The following is a 16,996-nucleotide window of genomic DNA, read 5'->3' as shown; positions in this document are numbered from 1 at the left end:
GGGGACCTTCCTTCCGGAAGGGGCTGCAAAGGTAAGCAGAACTTCCCTCTTTGCAAGCGCTTCGGCAATCTTTTTTTCTCCTTCCCTCTTGGCCCGGTCGGCCTCAAGGTCCCTCCGGTCCCGAAGGGGCTGCAAAGGTAAGCAGAAGTTTGCTTTTTGCAAGCGGGGAAGGGAAAGTTTTTTATGAGCTTCCCATTTTCCTTTGCGGAGCCTAAGGGAGAACCAAGATGAGGTGGCAATTGGTTCCCGGCTTGTAAAGATTTTTTGTCCGCTTTGCTGTTGGAAGAGCTCCCGATCGGAGCCTAAGCAAGAACCAAGGAAAGGTGCCTTTCAGTTCCACTGGCTTAGAGTTTTTCTCAACTACTACTTCATGGAGTGGACTCCCAACCGGAGCCTAGACGAGAACCACTATTAGGTACTCAGAAGTTCCGGATCGGCGTTGGTTTTTCTCGCTTAGTCGTTGCTCCCGACTGGAGCCTTGATGAGAACCAATAATGGAATGCAGAAGTTCCAGGTGGATTGAGATTATTTCAGGTTAAGATAACCTGTTTGTATCTTTCATAGCCAATGTTACAATACAAGTTATTATTGTTTATGAACCCTTTATATCTCATACTTTAGAATCTATATCTAGACTCTAGAAGCCGTAACTTACTCTAAACAAAAAAGGAGCCTTGTTTAGAACAGGCTCCTTTCTATAATCAGCTTTTTTCTATCTAGCGAGTTATTTGGTCAAAGTGCTTTTCCTATCTGGTCCCACACTTATAATGTTCACTTGAACTCCGAGCTCTTGTTCCAAATAAGCAACGTAATCTAAAACCGCAGTTGGAAGGTCTTGGTAGTTCTCGTACTTTCTTAGTTCTTCGCCCCAGCCTTTTAAGCTTTTGTAGACAGGAGTAATCTCAACTTTGTCAAGATCATGCGGAAGCTGGTCAGTAAGGGTACCATCGGCTAATTGGTAGTGCGTACAAACCTGAATTTCTTCGAAATCATCCAGCACATCGGCTTTCATCATGTTCAATTGGGTAACCCCGTTCAACATGATGGCATATTTCAACGAAGGTAAATCGATCCAGCCGCAACGGCGAGGACGGCCAGTAGTTGAACCAAACTCGTTTCCTGCTTTGCGTATTCTCTCCCCTACCTCATCATGCAACTCTGTTGGGAATGGGCCGCTACCAACGCGGGTGCAGTAAGCCTTGAAAATACCGTATACCTCGCCAATGTGCCTGGGCGCTATACCTAAACCGGTACAGGCACCTGCCACCAAGGTGTTAGAAGAGGTCACAAAAGGATACGTACCGAAATCGATGTCCAATAAAGAACCTTGGGCACCTTCGGCCAGGATTTTCTTGCCGTCTTTGATAGCCTGGTTAATCAGATACTCAGAATCTACCAGAGAGAAAGTCCGCAGGAATTCAACGGCACTGAAGAATTGCTCCTCCAGCTCTTCTATTTCCAGAGACTTTTGGTAAAAAGAGGCTATTTTCTGGTGCTTGGCTACCGTGTTTTGGTAACGTTCCTGAAAATCTGGCAACAGGATATCCCCTACCCTTAAACCACTACGGCCAATCTTATCCTGGTAGGCCGGTCCTATCCCTTTTTGTGTTGACCCGATTTTAGAGGTTCCCAGAGCTTCCTCGGAGATTCTGTCCAGGCTTTTGTGGGAAGGCAGAATCAACTGGGCTTTCTTTGAGACAAACAGGTTCTGAGTCACATCAATGCCTCTTGCGGCCAGTTTCTCTACCTCGGTACGGAACACGATTGGGTCCAGAACCACTCCGTTCCCTATTATATTGGTGATGTGCGGATGGAAAATTCCGGAAGGGATTTGGTGGAGAACGTGTTTGGTTCCTTCAAACTCAAGGGTGTGTCCGGCATTGGGGCCGCCTTGGAAACGGGCTACAACATCATACTTAGGAGCAAGTACGTCTACGATCTTACCCTTTCCTTCATCGCCCCACTGGAGGCCTACTAAAATGTCAACTGGCATTTAAAGAGATTCTTTAAGAAGCTGAACAGCGCTGGTATCATTCTCCGCTATGGTGAATATGGCGTTCAGTTTTGTAATGATTAATAATTTACGAATGTGTTCAGACGGATTTATGAGGATCAACTCCCCACCTCTGTTCCTGAATTTGGTCAACAACGAAACCAAAACCCCTATACCGGTACTGTTGATGAACCTGACATTTGACAGGTCCACGGCCGAGAGAAGCAGAGAATCATCTATGGTGGTATTTGCCAAATCCATGAGGCGTTGGGTCTCGGGCCCTCCAATCATGTCACCTTCCAACCGGATGATGAGAACGTTGTTCTCCGTGGTATGATCAATTTTCATGGATGGGTGCGTTTAATTTAGCCTGGCAATCTCCACAGATGCCGTACAAATTTAGGGAGTGGTGCAGAATATTAAAATTCAGCAACTCTCCTACCATGGTCTGGATATTGTGTACTCTGGGATCACAAAACTCCACCACTTTATGACACTCCGTACAGATGACGTGGTCATGCTGGCGGCGCCCGTATGATTTCTCATATTGGGCCAGGTTGCGGCCAAACTGGTGCTTGCTGACAAGATCATTCTCTACCAGCAAATCAAGGGTGTTGTATACAGTAGCCCGGCTCACCTGATAGTTTTTGTTTTTCATGCTGATGTACAGCGACTCCACATCAAAGTGACCGTTGCGGGAGTATATCTCTTCTAAGATAGCATAGCGTTCCGGGGTTTTCCGGAGCCCCTTACTTTCTAAATAGGCAGTGAAAATCTTTTTCACCTCCTGAAATCTTACTTCATCTAGTGCCATACGCCTTCTTCTGCTGCAAACTTAACAGTTTTAAACTGTAATGCTAAAACTCTTAACAAATGGATAAGAGTTCACTAATTCATTTACCATCAAAAGTCTTCCTCTGGAGAACAAACTGTAAGTGACTGTATCCTTGAATTCAACATTGATTCTAATCTTCAATTATATAAGTATCTAATCAAACTCCAGGAAACACAAGGCCAATCCATAAGGAGCCATGGGTTAAAGGTAGCTTGGAAAACTTGCGCGCCCATCAGGGCATTTTATCTTCCCTCTAATTAACTCCTGTTTTGCCCAAAACACCTTAAAAACGCAAAGCCAGTCTATGCCTGGTAGTACACTCAACTTGGGGTTCTAAGGCAGAAATACATTGATAACAGATGCTTACAAGCAAGTACCTGCAATTTTTTATAAAAAAAACACCAGTCCGTAGGGGTAGGTATGAGGAAACCTGTCTAATGAACAGGAATGCAGATAAAAGAATAGTTCAGAAAGGCCTTTCAAACATTCGCGAATTCTGCCTGCCAGGGAGCAAGTCTACTAAACGACTGAGATGCTCCGGGTGGGTATGCTATTCCACCTTAATCAAAAACAACCCCTTAAGAGCGATTACAATTATGAAAAAGTCAACCCTTATCAAGGGCATGCGCGTGCTTACTTTAACCACTATGGTTGCCATGTCATCTTTGGCAGTATCTGCGCAAACCAAAGCAAAAACCCCTACGGCTACAACAACAAAGTCGAAAACAACTTCTACAACAACTGCCAGCGTAGCCAAGGCCAAGCCTGCTACTTCAACTCAGGCGAAAGCGAAAACCCCGGTTAGAACCACTGCCAAACCAGCGGGTACCGCCTCCACACAGAAAAAAGCCACTCCGCAGGCTACTATTGCGGCAGCGCCGGTTCAAGCCGCAGCACCAGTTTCTGAGCCAACCGCAGCGCCAGAAAGAGCAGCAAAAGCCCCTAGAAGACAAACATCCGCTGCGTTTGAAGGCGGCACCAATGTAATTAGCTTGGGTTTTGGGATTGTAGACAACCTGGATTATTCAACCCGCGGCGCCAAGGTGCTGAAACCATTGACCCTTTCCTATGAAAGAGGCTTGAATGTGGCCGCAGGTCCTGGTACAATTGGCGTAGGTGGTGTGTTCTCTTACTCACACCTAAAGTGGGACGATGATTACAAAATCTCGGCTATGTACATTGCTGCCAAAGGAGCCTATCACTACAACCTGGCCCAAAACGATAAATTGGATACCTACGCTGGTGTAACCCTGGGCTACGCCAGAGCTAAGTTCAGCTACGGTGAGGATTCCTTCTACGATGATTATGACGAAAGCGAAGGCGAGGTAAAAGTAGGTGCTTTGGTTGGTGCCCGCTACTTCTTCACTGAAAGCGTAGGTGCCCACCTGGAACTGGAAACCGGCCCGATGGCTCACATCACCCTGGGTCTTAACTATAAATTCTAAGCTGCAAAATCCATCGCTTCTTCTGCCAAATTGATTCAGAGCTACTTTCAGAAAAAGAGGCTTAAAACAGGAGAAGCTGTAATTTGATCACTCATCCATTAAGAATAAAATCAGAAAGCCCGGCTAAAAACCGGGCTTTCTGATTTTAAATAAGTAGCAGAGAGGTTTAAGAATCAAACCGATCAACGCTCAACACGCCATTCACCTTCAACAGTTTCTGAATCAGTTTCTCTAATTGGGCTGTATCGTTCACGAACACCATGAGGCGGCCCTCAAACACGCCATCGTGTGAATCAACGGTGATGGACCGCATGTTAACCTTAAGGGAATTGGAAATCACTTTGGTTACGTCATTCACCAAGCCTACCCTATCAGTACCTTTGATGGTAACCCCAGCCAAGAAGGAAAGCTCCTGCTGCCCGGTCCATTTGGCTTTTACAATCCGATGCCCGTAGTTAGACATCAACTCAACGGCTTTAGGGCAGGTAGTCCGGTGAATGGTGATTCCATGATCCACGGTCTGGAACCCGAATACATCATCGCCAGGAATGGGATTACAGCAGTTGGCCAGTTCATAGTCAATCTTGTCTGTACTACCGCCCATTACCAACAACTGGGAATTGACTCCCCGGATTTTTTCTACCTCCTTGTCAAAAGTAGAGCCCTCCAGCAAAGACGCTGGCCTGTACTTTTCGCTCTGCGGATTGAAGATGTAGTCTTTGATCTCTTTCAGGTCAATCAGGTTTACGGCCACCCGGTAATATAGATCCTGCTGCGACGGCGTATTGAAGTAAGCAGCCAACCGGTTCAGGTTTGCCGGCGAAGGCTCAATACCCAACTGGCGGAGACGCTCTTCTACCTGCAGCTTTCCTTCCTCGGCTTTGCCTTTCCGCTCTTCCCGCAAAAACTCCTTGATCTTGGATCTGGCTTTAGACGTGGTCACAAACTTGAGCCACTCGCCGGTTGGCTTCTGCTTTTGGGAAGTGAGAATTTCCACCTGGTCACCGTTGTGCAAGCGGTAACTGAGCGGAACCAATTTCTGGTTCACCTTGGCTCCTAAGCTTTGGTAGCCAATGTGGGTGTGTATCTCGAACGCGAAGTCCAGGGCCGTAGCTCTGTCTGGCAAAATGATCAATTCACCTTTGGGCGTAAAGACATAGACCTCTTCCACAAACAGGTTGGTACGGAACTCATCCAGGAACTCAATGGCGTTGGTGTTGTTCACATCCAGCATATCGCGCACCTTGTTGATCCAGTTATCCAGACCAGACTCAGACGGACCGGTGCTGCCGGTTTTGTATTTCCAGTGGGCAGCATAACCGCGCTCGGCAATGTCATCCATGCGCTTGGTCCTGATCTGCACTTCCACCCATTGGCCGGCCTTGCTCATCACGGTGGTATGCAGCGCCTCATAGCCATTGGCCTTGGGTGTACTAATCCAGTCCCGCAGGCGGTCTGGGTTAGGCTGGTAGAAGTCCGTGACAATGGAATACACCCGCCAACAGGCTGGTTTCTCCTGCTCATACGGCACGTTGAGGATAATCCTGATAGCGAACAGGTCATAGATCTCCTCAAAGGTGACGTTCTGCTTCTTCATCTTTTTGAGGATGGAGTAGATAGATTTGGGTCTACCCTTCACCTCAAAATCTTTGAAGCCTTGCCGGTGCAGTTCTTCCTTGATAGGGCCAATAAAATCAGCGATGAACTTGTTACGGGCCGCCTTGGTCTGCCTGATCTTGTTGGAGATGAATTTATAGGTCTCCGTATCGGTGTACTTCAGGTGCAGGTCTTCCAGCTCAGACTTGATGGCGTACAAACCCAGCCGGTGCGCCAGCGGGGCGTACAGGTACATGGTCTCTGAGGCTATCTTCAACTGCTTGTCACGGGCCATGCTGCCCAGCGTACGCATGTTGTGCAGACGATCGGCCAGTTTGATGAGGATTACCCGCACATCATCTGAGAGCGTGAGCAACATCTTCCGGAAGTTCTCGGCTTGCTGCGAGGTTCCGTACTCAAATACCCCGGATATCTTGGTAAGGCCTTCAATGATCTTGGCAACCCGGGGCCCGAAGTCCCGCTCAATGTCGGCAATCTCCAGGTCAGTGTCTTCCACTACATCGTGCAGCAGGGCCGCAACAATAGAAGTGGTACCCAAACCGATTTCCTCCACCGCAATCTGGGCTACCGCCAAGGGGTGTAAAATGTAAGGCTCGCCAGATTTCCGGCGCATGTCTTTATGGGCCTCCAAAGAGGTATTAAAGGCCTTCTTGATAATCTTAGCGTCATTGTCCTTGAGAAAAGGTTTGGCATGACGCAACAACTTTCTATAATGACGCAGGATTTCTTTCCGTTCTGCTTCGTGATCAATCATACGGGTAGGTACATCAAAATCTGCTTTAAACCTAGGCAAAAGCGATTCCGAAATGTTTTTTATAAATTTCAACAAAAAAAACGAAAGAGAGTTGCATTATCAAAAAAGACTTTGCTACATTTGCAGCACCATTACGAAACACAGCAACGCGGATGTGGCGAAATTGGTAGACGCACTAGACTTAGGATCTAGCGCTGCGAGGCATGGGGGTTCGAGTCCCTCCATCCGCACAAAGAAAAACCCTCAATCCCAACCGGGGTTGAGGGTTTTTCAGTTAATAACCGTTGCATAACTTAATAACTGATAGCCTTGAATATCACCCTGAATCAAACCGATGGCCAGAATGCCAGCCTGAAAGTGAGCCTGCAAGAGGCTGACTATGCTGCCCGCGTAGACGAGCAAATCAAAGAATACAGCAAGAAAGCCAACATTAAAGGTTTCCGCCCCGGAAAGGTTCCGGCTGGTTTGATCCGCAAAATGTACGGCAAAGGCATTCTGGTAGACTCCATCAACCAGATTCTGCAAGAGTCTGTAAACAACTACATCAAAGACAACAAACTGCGCATCTTAGGCGAGCCGCTTCCGGACCGTCAGGATGAGAACGCTATTGACTGGGATACTCAGAAAGAGTTTGAATTCAGCTACTCAGTAGGTCTGTTGCCAGAGTTTGAGCTTCCTTTAGACCAGATCTCTGTTGACCGATACAAAATTGAAGTTGACCAAACCACTCTTGACGAAGCCTACGAGCAGATGCAGAACCAGTTTGGCCAAACCACCAACCCAGAGGTTTCTGAAGCCACTGATTATCTGTACGGCGAGCTGAAGCAAACTGAAGGCGGTGACTTCAACACCAAAACCCTTATCCCTTTGAACAAAGTGGTAGCGGGCGTTGAGAAGTTTGTAGGCGTGAAACCTGGCGATACCATCACCTTTGACCTGCGCGAAGCGTTTGGTGATGACAACGCTGCCCTGGCACACGTAACCGGTCTGAGCAAAGACGTAACTGCTGGCCTGAACGGTACTTTTGAATTCACGGTAGAGAAAATCAACCGTACTGAGAAAGCCGAGCTGAACCAGGAGTTCTTTGACAAAATCTTCGGACAGGGCAACGTTACTACCCAGGAAGAATTTGACGCTAAAGTTCGTGAGGTGATCACAGAGAACTATGAGCGTGAGGCCGAGAACCAACTGGACCGTGCCATCATTGACCAACTGGTAGACACCGCCTCTATTGAAATCCCTAATGAATTCTTCAAGCGCTGGTTAGCCGTTACCAACGAAGGTAAAATCACGCCAGAGCAGATTGATGAGTTCTATGACCAGTATGTGAAAGAACTGAAGTGGTCTATGATCCGCAACAAAGTGGTGGAAGAGAACGACATCAAAATCAAGAACGAAGATGTAGTGAACAGTGCCCGTCAGAAAATGATGGCTCAGTTCAACATGCCAGAGGTACCGGAAGAAATGGAAGAGACTTTCAACAACTTCCTGGACAACCACTTAAAGCAAAACAACGGCCGTAACTTCGTGAACGAGTACGAGGCGTTGGTAGCTGAGCGTGTGCTGGAGTTCCTGAAAGACAAGATCACCATCACTGAAAAAGAAGTAACCGCCGAAGAATTCCGCAACCTAGTAGGAGCATAATCGGTATCATACTTTACGTAACGAAAAAGTCCTTACCCTACGTTAAGGACTTTTTCGTTTACAGGCAGTATCAGGTAGCACGTGTCTGGTCACAAGACGGCTTGGTAAGGAGTTGAAGATTGAATGGGCGATGATTCTTCCTGGAAGATCATCCGTCTTGATACCAGATACTTGCTACCTGATACTACTACATAGACGGCTCACATTGGCCCTCCCCGGGCAAGATTTCTGAGAAGTAGAGAGAACGCCTCGTGCACCGTTATCGGCCATTATGACAGGAAAAAACTAAAAACCGTTTTTGGCCTGATTTTGGGAAAACAACCCCAGAACAGAAAAACTCCGGTTTCCTGTTTTGTTAACCTTGTAACCTACTCGTTTCTTTTTAAGTTAAGGCTATAAACAGAACCCTTATGTATAATAAAGAAGAATTCAGAAAATTTGCCGTGAAAGGCTTAGGCATGAGTGGCCTGGGCGTTGACCAATACCTAACCCACATTGAAAGCACTGCGCGTCTGCAGCCTACCAGCATGACCCGTTCCGTAATTGAGGAACGTCCAACCAATTTCCGTGAGATTGACGTGTTCTCCCGCCTGATGGTAGACCGCATCATTTTCCTGGGAACGCAGGTAGATGACTATATCGCCAACATCATCACAGCCCAGCTGCTGTTCCTGGAGAGCGCCGATTCCAAAAAGGATATCCTGTTGTACATCAACAGCCCAGGAGGTTCTGTGTACGCCGGTTTAGGAATCTATGACACCATGCAGTACGTGCAACCAGACGTGGCTACTATCTGTACTGGTCTGGCCGCTTCTATGGGAGCTGTGTTGCTGTGCGGTGGTGCCAAAGACAAGCGCTCTGCCCTACCACACGCCCGCGTAATGATTCACCAGCCAATGGGTGGTACCCAAGGCCAGGCTTCTGACATTGAGATCACCGCGCGTGAGATCCTGAAGCTGAAAAAAGAGCTGTATGAGATCATCTCCACCCACAGCGGTAAGCCAATTGAGCAAGTAGACAAAGACAGCGATCGTGACTACTGGATGATTGCGCAGGAAGCCAAAGAATATGGCCTGATTGATGAGGTATTAACCCGTCATAAAGCGTAATAACCTCAGATTCTCTGATAGAAAAGGCCCGCTACACAGCGGGCCTTTTTGTTTGTATAATTTTTTTTGAGGTAGCCGTTAGAAAAATAGAGGCCTCCCCTGCCCTCAAATGATCATACAGCATATTCTTCCTCAATCAGATACAACATATGCTATATTTTATAAATTACTAGTAGACAACCAGTTTGAGGCAGTATGTGGATGAAGTGTAGATAAATATTTTGGCGTTATGCTTAACCAATTTTGTACCTTTGTCGTAGCGGCCCCGCATCAGGGGCCAGAAAGTACATCCCACTCCCGGTTTTATGGCAGAAATTACGTGCTCCTTTTGCGGAAAAAATAAGAAAGAGGTGTCTGTGATGATCTCAGGCATCAATGCGCATATCTGTGAGCGTTGCATTGGACAAGCCCAGCAGATTTTGAATGAGGAGAATAGGCTACGTGCTACCAATCGCGCGCCCAAGTTCAACCTGATCAAGCCTCGTGAAATGAAGACGTATCTTGATCAGTTCGTAGTGGGCCAGGACGAAGCGAAGAAAGTGATGTCTGTAGCGGTGTATAACCACTACAAGCGCCTTATGCAGAAACCTAAAACCGATGATGTGGTGATTGAGAAATCCAACATCATTATGGTGGGCGAGACCGGAACCGGTAAAACCTTCCTGGCTCGTATGCTCGCCGGCATTCTGCAGGTTCCGTTTTGTATTGCCGATGCTACCGTACTGACCGAAGCCGGTTACGTGGGCGAAGACGTGGAAAGCATCCTGACCCGCCTTCTGCAAGCCGCCGACTACAACGTGGAAGCCGCTGAGCGTGGTATCGTGTATATTGACGAGATTGACAAGATTGCCCGCAAGAGCGATAACCCCTCTATTACACGTGACGTGAGCGGCGAAGGCGTACAGCAGGCGTTATTGAAACTGCTGGAAGGCACTTCTGTGAACGTTCCACCACAAGGCGGACGCAAGCACCCAGAGCAGAAAATGATCTCCGTGAACACTGAGAATATTCTTTTCATCTGCGGTGGCGCCTTTGTAGGTATTGACAGAATCATCAAGAGCCGCCTCAATACCAAACCCATCGGGTTCTCTTCTACAAACCTGGAAGAAAACCTGGATACTGAGAACTTCCTGCGCTACATCACTTCCCAGGACCTGAAATCTTTCGGATTGATTCCTGAGCTAATCGGCCGCCTGCCGGTAGTAACGCACCTGAACCCGCTGGATAAAGAAACCCTGCGCCTCATCCTCACCGAGCCTAAAAACTCCCTGGTGAAACAGTACAAGCGGCTGTTTGAGATGGAGAACATCAACCTGGAGTTCCCAGACGAGACTCTGGAGTACATTGTAGAGAAAGCCTCTGAATATAAATTAGGTGCCCGCGGTTTGCGTTCTATCTGCGAAGGCATCATGACCGATGCCATGTTTGACCTTCCGTCAGACGAGCAGGAAGGCACCAGTGATCTGGTAATTACCCTTGACTACGCCCGGGAGAAATTTGAGAAATCTTCCTTCAAGAAACTGAAAGTAGCCTAACGGCAAGCACATAAAAGCAGAAGGCCTCCCCTACTCAGAGTAAGGGAGGCCTTCTGCTTTATGTATCTTGTGTTTTAGACGAGTTTTTGGGAAAACAGCCCTAAAAAGCTCCTTTCAAAGATTTGCCCACTCCTTGTGCCGCTTTGTCTTCCCGCAGGTACTGCACCATCAGTTTGGCGGCAGTCTCAGAGGTATTGAAGTCCCCAATCAGGCTGCGCACGCGCTCGTAACCGTCTAACTGAGCGGCCCTGCCTTCTGGGTTGTTCAAGATGTTTTTCAGCTCACGTACCAAGTTCTGCGCGTTCATATCGCCCTGGATCAGTTCAGGGACTACCTTACGCCCGGCAATAAGGTTCACCAGGGAGATAAACGGAACTTTAATCACTGCGCGGCCAATCCAGTAAGAGACGGCGCTGGTCCGGTAGCAAACCACCTGCGGCACGTTGAACATGGCTGTTTCCAAAGTAGCAGTGCCGGAAGTCACCAATGCCGCCTGGGCGTGCGCCAGGATATCATAGGTCTGATCATAAACGATCTTGATGAACGGCTTGCGGTTGAAATGCTCGTAGTACTCACGGGAGAAATTGCTCACGGCCGCCACCACAAACTGGTAATCCTGAAAAGGAGGCAGAATACTAAGCATGATGTAGAGAATGTTCTCTATTTCCTGCTGCCGGCTGCCCGGTAATACGGCAATAATGGGCCGGTCATCCAGGTCGTTGTCTTTCCGGAAATTAGCGTTCACCTGGTGTGCTGCCACGGCGTCAGACACCGGATTGCCCACGTAATCGGTTTTGTAATCAAACTTCTGGTAGAAATCTTTCTCAAAAGGCATGATGACAAACATTTTGTCTACCAGCTGTTTGATCTTGTGCACCCGGCCCTGGTTCCAGGCCCAGATCTTAGGAGAGATGTAATAGAAAACTTTCAGACCATGCTCTTTGGCGAAGTGAGCAATGCGCATATTAAACCCGGCGTAATCCACCAGAATCACCACATCTGGTTTATAGCTCAAGAGATCCTGCTGGCATTCTTTCAGGAAACGCTTGATCTTGAACAGGTTCTTGGCTGCTTCTAGAAAGCCCATGAAGGCCATCTCCTGGTAATGCTTCACCAATTCAGCACCTGCCGCTTCCATCATGTCACCGCCCCAGCAGCGAATGTGCGCTTCAGGATCTTGCTGGTGCAGTTGCTTGATCAGATTAGAGGCGTGCAGGTCTCCAGAGCGTTCTCCGGCAATAATGTAATATTTCATCTAAAATGGTCTGAACAGTAACAGGGCTGAAACAATAAAAATCAATTCTGGCTCTTAGCGCAAAGGACATGCCAAACAAGCCCAATTAATTGATATTGTTTTACTTAGATATTCTACCTAGCCTTGTTTCTTCTGGGATTAAGTTCTGAATAAGCGTCTATTCGCCAAAATATTCCACAAAGTTACGAGGGGTCTCATACAGCTTTAAGCTGTGCAATTGCGCTGTGGAGGATATACGAGGAATGAGGGGTTGCAGGATGTTCCAGAACTCAATCACCAGATTCTCTGTGCTGGCCAGTTTGCCTTCCATGAAAGGCACATCCAGGTTGAGGTTCTTGTGGTCAACTTTCTTGATGATATTCTCCCTAATGAGGGTACTCAGTTTCTTTAAATCAATCACGAATCCTGTCTCAGGATCTGGCTTCCCTTTCACCGTTACAATCAGTTCATAGTTATGCCCGTGCCAATTGGTGTTGGCGCAGGGGCCAAACACTTCTTTGTTTTTAGCCAGCGACCAATTGGGATTATGCAGCTTGTGTGCCGCGTTGAAATGCTCTAATCTGCTTACGTATACCATTAACTGAATCGGTAATTCTTTCTACGCAGCAAATATACGAAGAAAGGTACACCAAAGAACGAAGTAATAATACCCACGGGCATACCGGCCGGTGGGTAAATCATTCTGGAAATCAAATCACAAAGCACCAGAAACAACCCGCCGGTGAGGGCACAGACAATTAAATTGAACCGGTTGGTGGTTCCCAGCAAAGCCCGGGTGACATGCGGCACCATAAGCCCTACAAACCCCACTGGCCCGGAAAATGCCACGGCAAAGCCTGTCACCACCGAAACGGCAATCAACATTACCCACCTGATTTGCCTTACATCTACTCCCAGGGTCTCGGCTCTGTCTGCTCCCAGCAAAAGAACGCTTAAGTGGCGCTGCAAAAAGAAGAAAAGGAAAAGCCCGGCGGCAAGGGCCGTTGCCGGATACCCCAGATTGCTCCAATCGGCTTTCTCAAATCCGCCCATGCTCCAGAATACCACTGATTTCAGCTGGCTTTCTGATTCTGACAGAAACATGATCAGGCTCACCAGGGCCGTCAATAAAGAGCTGAGCGCCACTCCTACCAACAACATCTGACTGGGGACCAACTGCCCTCGTTTAGAGCCCAGCACCACCACTACCAAGGTCACCAGAAATGAACCGGCTAAGGCGAAAAAAGGTGGCAGGTACAGGCCCATGAAAGTGAGATCGGCGAACAGGAAGAAACTGAACGAGGCTCCCAAAGACGCGCCAGAGGCCGTGCCCAGCAGGTAAGGATCGGCGAGGGCGTTATTGACGAGGGCTTGCATCAAATACCCCGAGAAAGCCAGCGAAGCCCCCGTCAGGAAAGCCAACAGCAGACGGGGTAACCTAAGTTGGATGATGCTGTAGTGGGCGGCATCGGCGGGGTCATAGTTGGTGAAGGATTGCCAAATAGTGGCGTAAGAGGTGTCAATACTCCCTACCCGCAATGCCAGGAACGTGGTAACGCCCAGCAGCAGCAATAAAACAGTAAGTAATGCCAGGGCCCTGCTCACCAGATTGCCGATTTAAGTTCAGCAATGCTTTCTACCACACGCGGACTAGGTCGTGACATCAGATCATCGGTAACGGGGTAAATGCGTTTGTTTTTATAGGCATTGATCCGGCGAAGTTCAGGATATAATGTAAAAAACGATTTCTCATACTCCTCAAAACTTCCGCCAATAATCACGTCTGGGTTCATCTTGAGAATATATTCCCGGGTGAGGGCCGGCGATTGTTGGGCAAAGACCTCGGGTACGGCGTTGTCTGCGCCAATGTAGCGGAGCTTATCGGTGAAAATGGTGTTGCGGCCGAACACGTAAATGGGATCTTTCCAGATGATGGCTAATACCTTAGGTTTCTGCTGAGCCTGTGTGGTATCTGCGGAGAAGCTTCTGAGTTTACGCTGCAGCGTATCAATGACGGTCAACGATTCTCTGCCTCTTTTCAATAATCGGCCCAAATCATGGAGCCCCCGCAGCACATCAGACACGCTGTCATAGGCCTGGAAATATACCGGTATGCCCATCTTCTGCACCTGGGCGGCTACTTCGGCGGAGATGATTCCTTCGGTGGCAAAAACGGCATCGGGTTTCAAGGAAAGCAGGCGCTCGTAATCCATGGGATAATTGTTCACCACCGGTTTAGAAAGCACGGCTTTGGGGTAATCACAATTCTGGGTGCGGCCCACAATGGTGGCGGTATCTGCCACGGCGTAGAGCATTTCGGTCATAGCGGCATCCAGGCCCATTATCCGCTTGGGGTGCACGGGCAACTTCACTTTCCGGCCCAAATCATCGGTAACGGTGTGGAAGGCTTCCTTTGCGGTAGCGGGAGCAGTTTCGCGGTTAGAATCACAGGCAGAAAAAGACAGGAGGCTAGAAAGGCCAAGCAGCAGCAGAAACGCTTTTGCAAAAGACAGCGTGCCAGTAGAGTTCACAGTGAAAGACATAAATATAGAGTAAGCCAAAGATACAGCATTTGTGCGTAGCAAAACTTCTGCGTCTCCTCTTCTGGTGGGTTTCGGTTTGTTTTCGGGAAACCAAGGCATATTCAGACTACTGAATCAGGATGAATTTCTGTTTTAAGGCAGAAAGCCAGAAAACAGGGTTGAAACGGAAGCGGGTCTTTTGGTTGCCTGAACATCGGCGAAGCCGTCTGAACAAAACTTTCGTACCTTTGAGACGCTTAGCACAGAACCAAACTTTATTTCCATGATAGTAGTCACTGGAGCAGCCGGTTTTATTGCCAGTTGCCTTGTTTCCCGACTCAATGCCGCTAATTTCAATGACATAGTGGTGGTTGATAACTTTTCCGTGGCCAAGAAACTGCCAAACATTGAGGGCAAGAAAATAAAAGAGTTTGTAGACCGCCATGACTTTTTCACGTGGCTGGACCAGAACTACGAGGAAGTGGAATTCATTTTCCACCTGGGTGCCCGCACCGATACCACCGAAACCAACTGGGAAGTTCTGGACCTTCTTAACCTGGACTACTCCAAAAAGATGTGGAACGCCTGCTGCGAGTACCAGATTCCGCTGGTGTACGCTTCGTCAGCGGCCACCTACGGTTCCGGCACGCTGGGCTATGATGATGACGAATCGCTCATTCATCTGCTGCGCCCGCTGAACGCCTACGGCGAGTCTAAAAACGAATTTGATAAATGGGCTCTGGCCCAAACCGCGAAACCGTTCTTTTGGGTAGGCCTCAAGTTCTTCAACGTGTACGGCCCCAATGAGTACCACAAAAGCAGAATGGCCTCTGTGGTGATGCACGCGTTCAACTCCATTAAAGATACCGGCCGCCTGACCTTGTTTCGCTCGCACAACCCAGACTATGAAGACGGCAAGCAGATGCGCGACTTTGTGTATGTGAAAGATGTGGTGGAAGTGATGTACTGGCTGATGCACCACCGCAAAAACTCGGGTATCTACAACCTGGGCAGCGGACAGGCCCGCACCTTCCTGGACCTGGCGTTCAATACCTTCACTGCCATGGGTCAGGACATCAACATTGATTTCAGAGATACTCCCGAGGACATCCGGGACAAGTACCAATACTTTACCCAGGCCAACATGGCCAAGCTGCGCAGGATTGGCTATGACAAACCCTTCCACACCCTGGAAGAAGGCATCACAGATTACGTGCAGAACTATCTAGCTACAGGAGCTTACTATTAAGAGAAACAGAAACGCCGGCAGAAAAGTCGGCGTTTCTGTTTTCAGGCGATTCTAGCCAAAACAGCTCAGAAACAGCGTTGCCTGGCCTGCATATTCCTTCTAAACTCAGGCCGGGGTAATTTTCGTATTAATACCCTAACCTGTGAACTAACCCTTAATCTGTAATAGCCCAGCACACCTATGCCCTTCTCCTTCGTAGATAACGACATGAGTTCAGAAGCCCCTATTTCCTCCGATTCTTTGACCATGCTCAATGATCAAAGAGTAGAAACCTGGGAAGAACTGCAGCGAGAGCTTTTCCGGGATTCCTGGGATGAAAAACTAAACAGATACCGGTCTCCTTATGTCTACCGCGGGTTATGGAACAAAGGCTATAACCTTAAGACCAGCCTTATGCGCATTGGCGGGAATTACCAAAAGCTGGAACCGCATTTGCTGCGGAACTTCCGGAAATATGCCCGCGGCAACACCCAAGCCGGTGATTCTATCTGGAACTGGCTTGCCGTTGCCCAGCACCATGGCCTGCCCACCCGCTTGCTGGACTGGACCTACTCGCCTTACGTTGCCCTGCATTTTGCCACGGCAGACCTGAACAACTTCCACACAGATGGCGTGATCTGGTGTGTAAATTACGTGAAGTCTACTGAGCACCTGCCAGAGAAACTGCAAAAAGCTATTCGGGACGAAGGCTCCAACGTGTTTACCGCCGAAGTGCTGGAGCCAGTAGCCTCTTCGCTTTCCAGCCTGGGTGAATTTCAGGAAAAACCCTTTGTCATGTTCCTGGAGCCACCTTCCCTGGATGAACGCATTGTGCACCAGTATGCGCTTTTTTCCATGATGTCAACGCCAGATGCCACCCTTTGCGATTGGCTTACCCAGCATCCTGAACTCTATTACCGCCTGATCATTCCGGCCAAACTTAAATGGGAGATCAGAGATAAACTAGACCAGGCCAACATCACCGAGCGCGTCCTCTTCCCCGGCCTCAGCGGCATCAGCGCCTGGCTCCGGCGGCACTACACTACTACTTGAGAATGAGTGAATGAGTGAATGAGTGAG

Annotated in this window: 14 protein-coding genes and 1 tRNA gene; 7 read left to right on the top strand and 8 right to left on the bottom strand. The window is 48.5% G+C overall.

Annotated features, from left to right (window positions below; genetic code table 11):
* Positions 1-724: 724 nt before the first annotated feature.
* The 3 genes from JT719_RS21945 to JT719_RS21935 are packed head-to-tail and all read right to left on the bottom strand — an operon-like array spanning position 725 to position 2,807.
* Positions 725-1,993: an adenylosuccinate synthase gene (locus JT719_RS21945; protein ID WP_207435896.1), complete on the bottom strand. Its 1,269-nt coding sequence runs from the start codon at positions 1,991-1,993 to the stop codon at positions 725-727.
* A complete protein-coding gene (locus JT719_RS21940) occupies positions 1,994-2,341 on the bottom strand; it encodes an STAS domain-containing protein (RefSeq protein WP_207435895.1) in 348 nt (115 codons plus the stop codon). It abuts the gene before it with no gap.
* Positions 2,331-2,807, bottom strand: a complete 477-nt coding sequence (locus JT719_RS21935) for a Fur family transcriptional regulator (protein ID WP_207435894.1) — start codon at positions 2,805-2,807, stop codon at positions 2,331-2,333. The genes JT719_RS21940 and JT719_RS21935 overlap by 11 nt, the downstream gene beginning before the upstream one ends.
* A gap of 617 nt (positions 2,808-3,424) precedes the next feature.
* Between JT719_RS21935 and JT719_RS21930 the strand changes: the two genes are divergently transcribed.
* Positions 3,425-4,273, top strand: a complete 849-nt coding sequence (locus JT719_RS21930) for an outer membrane protein (protein WP_207435893.1) — start codon at positions 3,425-3,427, stop codon at positions 4,271-4,273.
* A 166-nt stretch (positions 4,274-4,439) separates the two neighbouring features.
* On the opposite strand, the gene JT719_RS21925 is transcribed toward JT719_RS21930, so the two are convergent.
* A complete protein-coding gene (locus JT719_RS21925) occupies positions 4,440-6,644 on the bottom strand; it encodes a RelA/SpoT family protein (protein WP_207435892.1) in 2,205 nt (734 codons plus the stop codon).
* Positions 6,645-6,792: 148 nt separating this feature from the next.
* Between JT719_RS21925 and JT719_RS21920 the strand changes: the two genes are divergently transcribed.
* The 4 genes from JT719_RS21920 (at position 6,793) to clpX (ending at position 10,932) form a co-directional block, all read left to right on the top strand.
* Positions 6,793-6,874 (top strand) — tRNA-Leu (locus JT719_RS21920).
* Between the two features lie 79 nt (positions 6,875-6,953).
* A complete protein-coding gene (gene tig, locus JT719_RS21915) occupies positions 6,954-8,288 on the top strand; it encodes a trigger factor (protein ID WP_207435891.1) in 1,335 nt (444 codons plus the stop codon).
* Between the two features lie 410 nt (positions 8,289-8,698).
* On the top strand, positions 8,699-9,397 hold the full coding sequence (locus JT719_RS21910; protein ID WP_207435890.1) for a ClpP family protease: 699 nt from the start codon (positions 8,699-8,701) through the stop codon (positions 9,395-9,397).
* Between the two features lie 305 nt (positions 9,398-9,702).
* Positions 9,703-10,932, top strand: a complete 1,230-nt coding sequence (gene clpX, locus JT719_RS21905) for an ATP-dependent Clp protease ATP-binding subunit ClpX (protein WP_207435889.1) — start codon at positions 9,703-9,705, stop codon at positions 10,930-10,932.
* A gap of 100 nt (positions 10,933-11,032) precedes the next feature.
* Here clpX and lpxB read toward each other — a convergent pair whose 3' ends face one another.
* The 4 genes from lpxB to JT719_RS21885 form a co-directional block, all read right to left on the bottom strand.
* Complete coding sequence (lpxB, locus tag JT719_RS21900) at positions 11,033-12,187, bottom strand: lipid-A-disaccharide synthase (RefSeq protein WP_207435888.1); 1,155 nt, start codon at positions 12,185-12,187, stop codon at positions 11,033-11,035.
* A 157-nt stretch (positions 12,188-12,344) separates the two neighbouring features.
* Positions 12,345-12,764 (bottom strand): 6-pyruvoyl trahydropterin synthase family protein, encoded by a 420-nt coding sequence (locus JT719_RS21895; protein ID WP_207435887.1) that lies wholly within the window; start codon positions 12,762-12,764, stop codon positions 12,345-12,347.
* The gene (locus tag JT719_RS21890) at positions 12,764-13,771 is read right to left on the bottom strand and encodes an iron chelate uptake ABC transporter family permease subunit (RefSeq protein WP_207435886.1); all 1,008 of its coding nucleotides are present in this window, start codon (positions 13,769-13,771) and stop codon (positions 12,764-12,766) included. Before JT719_RS21890 ends, JT719_RS21895 begins: the two co-directional genes overlap by 1 nt.
* Positions 13,768-14,709: an ABC transporter substrate-binding protein gene (locus JT719_RS21885; RefSeq protein ID WP_207435885.1), complete on the bottom strand. Its 942-nt coding sequence runs from the start codon at positions 14,707-14,709 to the stop codon at positions 13,768-13,770. The genes JT719_RS21890 and JT719_RS21885 overlap by 4 nt, the downstream gene beginning before the upstream one ends.
* Before the next feature lie 262 nt (positions 14,710-14,971).
* Between JT719_RS21885 and rfaD the strand changes: the two genes are divergently transcribed.
* Complete coding sequence (gene rfaD / locus JT719_RS21880) at positions 14,972-15,937, top strand: ADP-glyceromanno-heptose 6-epimerase (protein ID WP_207435884.1); 966 nt, start codon at positions 14,972-14,974, stop codon at positions 15,935-15,937.
* A 180-nt stretch (positions 15,938-16,117) separates the two neighbouring features.
* On the top strand, positions 16,118-16,969 hold the full coding sequence (locus JT719_RS21875; protein WP_242693402.1) for an FRG domain-containing protein: 852 nt from the start codon (positions 16,118-16,120) through the stop codon (positions 16,967-16,969).
* Positions 16,970-16,996 lie beyond the last annotated feature (27 nt).

The organism is Sabulibacter ruber (genome assembly GCF_017355955.1).
GTDB lineage: Bacteria > Bacteroidota > Bacteroidia > Cytophagales > Hymenobacteraceae > Nibribacter > Nibribacter ruber_A.
The sequence above is the reverse complement of the archived record's forward strand: the minus strand, read 5'-3'. Positions and strand labels throughout refer to the sequence as shown.